Source organism: Pseudomonas sp. (genome assembly GCF_026224925.1).
Lineage (GTDB): Bacteria > Pseudomonadota > Gammaproteobacteria > Pseudomonadales > Pseudomonadaceae > Aquipseudomonas.
Map to the genome: position 1 here is coordinate 1 of NZ_JAMFRV010000633.1, position 3,421 is coordinate 3,421.

Below are 3,421 nucleotides of genomic sequence, written 5' to 3' on the forward strand. Positions count from 1 at the left end.
GGTGGACTCTGTGGCCAAGTTCGAATACTCGGCCTGTTCATCGGTCATGCGGGTGGTTTCCAACAACTGCAGCATACCCAACACGCCGTTCATGGGCGTACGCAGTTCATGACTCATCATCGCCAGAAAATCGGACTTGGCGCTGTTGGCGCGCTCTGCTTCTTCGCGGGTCTGAATCAACTGCGCGATGGCTTGTTGTTGCTCGCCGCTGGCCGTTTCAAGGCCTGCAGCCAGATGGTTGATGTGGCGCGCCAGATCACCCAGTTCGCTGTCGTCCGGCACTGGCAGCGGCATGCGGTAATCGCCTTGCTGGATAGCCTTTACTGCTTCAACCATGTCGCTGATGGGCTGCGACAGACTCAATGCCAGGCGCCGTGCGAGGATGTAGGTGAACAGCAGCGCGAACAGGGCGAGTATGCCGGCCTTGAACAGAATTTCTTGCTGCCGTTGGCTGAACGCGTCGTTTGACATGCCGACCATGACTCGCCCGATGTAATCGTCAGTACCGGGTGTGATCGAACCGTCCGGCAGGTACGAGTCCGGTCTGCTGCTTTGCATATGGATAGGCGCTTGAAACATCTCTACTTGCGTGGGGCGTGCACCGTCCAGGTCGGGCTGCTCGACGTAAACCAGCACATGATTGGCGTGGTCCTGAACTTCGAGGAAGCGCACGTGGGGCGTTGCGAGTGTTGCCCGCATCAGACCCTCCAGCACCTCATAGTTGCCGACGATAACGCCGTACTCCGAAGCGGGAGCCAATTGGTTGGCGATGAGTTGGCCGGTGGAGTTCAGTTCCTGGCGTAGATCCTGAAGGCGTACGAAGGTAAAAAAGCTGATGAGCAACAGGGTCAACAGCAGCGCCGGACCCAGGCTGATGATTTGCGTGCGGGTGTTGATGCCCCAGCTGCGGTGCAAGGTCATTGGCTTTCTTGCCGGCGGATCAAGTGGTGCGTCTTAGGACGCCGTTGCGTTGCCGGGAGATCCCTGTCTTCGACAAACAAATTTTCGACCCCTGATGAACTATCGGTTTTGCATGTTAACTGAGGTGGCGGTAAATACCATGGAACTTGCGCTGTATTGGTCCGCCTCAATTGAGCGGTCGTCAGGACTGGTCGCGACAGCGCGGCCCCGTATAATGCCGCCATCGCCATAACGATGGCTCTAGATGGATTGGTTATGACTCAACAGCAACCTATCGCGGTTCTTGGAGGCGGCAGCTTCGGTACTGCAGTGGCGAACCTGCTGGCAGAGAACGGCTATCCAGTCAGGCACTGGATGCGTGATCCGGCCCAAGCCGAAGCAATCCGGGTAAACCGTGAAAACCCGCGTTATCTCAAAGGCATCAAGGTTCACCCAACAGTTGAACCGTTGACCGACTTGCTGATGACCCTTACGCAAAGTGAACTGATATTTGTCGCCTTGCCCTCTAGCGCGCTGCGCTCAGTGTTGGCAGAGCATGCCGCGCTATTGACCGGCAAAATGCTGGTTAGCCTGACCAAGGGTATCGAGGCGCACACGTTCAAATTGATGAGCGAGATTCTCGAAGATATCGCGCCGCAAGCGCGTATCGGTGTGCTATCTGGACCCAATCTGGCCCGGGAAATCGCCGAGCACGCCTTGACTGCAACAGTGGTCGCCAGCGCAGACGAAGACCTTTGTGCACAGGTACAGGAAGTTCTGCACGGTCGCACCTTTCGCGTGTATGCCAGTGCTGATCGGTTTGGTGTCGAGTTGGGCGGGGCGCTGAAGAATGTTTACGCAATAATCGCCGGGATGGCGGTGGCGTTGGGCATGGGTGAAAACACCAAAAGCATGCTGATTACCCGTGCGCTGGCGGAAATGACTCGATTCGCGGTCAGTCAGGGGGCTAACCCCATGACCTTTCTAGGGCTGGCAGGGGTAGGCGATCTGATCGTGACCTGTTCATCGCCGAAAAGCCGCAACTATCAAGTTGGTTTTGCCCTTGGCCAAGGGCTGACGCTAGAAGACGCCGTGACCCGTTTGGGTGAAGTGGCGGAAGGGGTGAACACTCTGAAGGTGCTCAAGGTCAAAGCCGATGAGCTAAACGTCTATATGCCGTTGGTCGCCGGATTGCATGCGATTCTTTTCGAAGGCCGCACGCTCAATCAGGTCATTGAGGTATTGATGCGCGCTGAGCCGAAAACCGATGTCGATTTTATTTCCACCAGCGGATTCTAACTGAAGCGCTGATCACTGAAACCACGCAAACAGGTGAAGGTCTTGAACGAATCGAAACTCAAGCAGCATGAATCAGTCCTGCTGCGTATTTTATGGATGCTGTTGTTCGTACTGATCTGGCAACTGGCGGAAGTCGTGCTGGGCTGCGTGGTCCTGGTGCAACTGGGCTACCGGTTGGCGTACGGTGCTCCCAGTGGCAGCCTGATGAATTTCGGTGACAGTGTCAGTCAATATCTGGCGCAAATCGGCCGGTTTGGTACGTTTCACAGTGACCAAAAGCCATGGCCGTTCGCCGACTGGCCAACCCCTCGCGCACCTGAAGGTGAAGCACCGCATCGCGTTGCGCCTGCTCCGCATCCGGTTCGTGATGAGGAGCCGAAGGTATGAAACTGTGGATTTTGCGCCACGGCGAAGCCCATTCGCAGGCGCGCAGTGACGCCGAGCGGGAGTTGACCGCCCACGGCCGCGATGAAGTGTTGAAAAGCGCGGCGCGGCTGCTGGGCAAACCGCTGACGCGGATCATTGCCAGCCCTTACATACGTGCGCAGCAGACCGCCGAGCTTGTCCATCAGGTCCTAGGGTTCAGCGAGCCGATCGTTACCGTTAACTGGCTGACGCCGGACAGCGACCCTCGGGTGGTGCTGAGCCAGTTGGACCACTATTCGACGGAGGATGTACTGCTGGTCAGCCATCAGCCGTTGGTGGGGTCACTGGTGGGGGTCTTGGTGCATGGCCATTATCGCAACGCGCAACCTATGGGTACCGCAAACCTGGCGGAGCTGGAAGGGGAGTTCCCACTGGCTGGCCTGATGGAGTTGCGCAGCGTTCACCCCCTCTGATCCGTTAAACCGACTGCCGACTTCAAGCCCGGTCCTAGGTTGGGTAACAGCAATCAACACTTCAATTACCACGCGCCGATTTACACTGACCAAAGCCATCCCGCTGGCCGGAAGCAGCTTGGACAGTGTGGTACTGGCTGTGCAGTTTTAGAGAATTTGTGGAACCACAGGGAGCTATATAGGCTGCCGAATGGCTTTACGGGCAATTTGCGCCGCCGGGTCATCGGCTTGGCTAACCATGGCGTAGTTGTATCCTCCACCGGACCAGTAATCTGCCTGCAACTCACCATCGCGACGGCTGCCACGCGGCAGCAAGTGATTTTGTGGTCCCGGTGGACGGATGTAGAAGCTGACTTTGCGCCCGGTGCCGTCTTCATAGACCA

General features: G+C 57.2%; 4 protein-coding genes and 1 pseudogene. 3 read left to right on the plus strand and 2 right to left on the minus strand.

The window, feature by feature from the left end:
* Positions 1-921, minus strand: a 921-nt coding sequence (locus M0974_RS26295) for a histidine kinase dimerization/phospho-acceptor domain-containing protein (protein WP_297844007.1), incomplete at its 3' end; no start/stop codon positions are given.
* Between the two features lie 255 nt (positions 922-1,176).
* Here M0974_RS26295 and M0974_RS26300 point away from each other — a divergent pair.
* The 3 genes from M0974_RS26300 to sixA are packed head-to-tail and all read left to right on the plus strand — an operon-like array spanning position 1,177 to position 3,038.
* Positions 1,177-2,199: an NAD(P)H-dependent glycerol-3-phosphate dehydrogenase gene (locus M0974_RS26300; RefSeq protein WP_297844009.1), complete on the plus strand. Its 1,023-nt coding sequence runs from the start codon at positions 1,177-1,179 to the stop codon at positions 2,197-2,199.
* 42 nt (positions 2,200-2,241) lie between these two features.
* Complete coding sequence (locus tag M0974_RS26305) at positions 2,242-2,586, plus strand: DUF4389 domain-containing protein (RefSeq protein ID WP_297844011.1); 345 nt, start codon at positions 2,242-2,244, stop codon at positions 2,584-2,586.
* Positions 2,583-3,038, plus strand: coding sequence for a phosphohistidine phosphatase SixA (sixA, locus tag M0974_RS26310; RefSeq protein ID WP_297844013.1), 456 nt, complete (start codon positions 2,583-2,585; stop codon positions 3,036-3,038). The genes M0974_RS26305 and sixA overlap by 4 nt, the downstream gene beginning before the upstream one ends.
* 174 nt (positions 3,039-3,212) lie before the next feature.
* Here sixA and M0974_RS26315 read toward each other — a convergent pair.
* Positions 3,213-3,421: pseudogene (locus M0974_RS26315) on the minus strand (anti-sigma factor); the annotation flags it as partial.

Coding starts and splice junctions, on each gene's coding strand:
- M0974_RS26300 (WP_297844009.1), top strand. CDS start 1,177: ATGACTCAACAGCAACCTATCGCGGTTCTTGGAGGCGGCAGCTTCGGT.
- sixA (WP_297844013.1), top strand. CDS start 2,583: ATGAAACTGTGGATTTTGCGCCACGGCGAAGCCCATTCGCAGGCGCGC.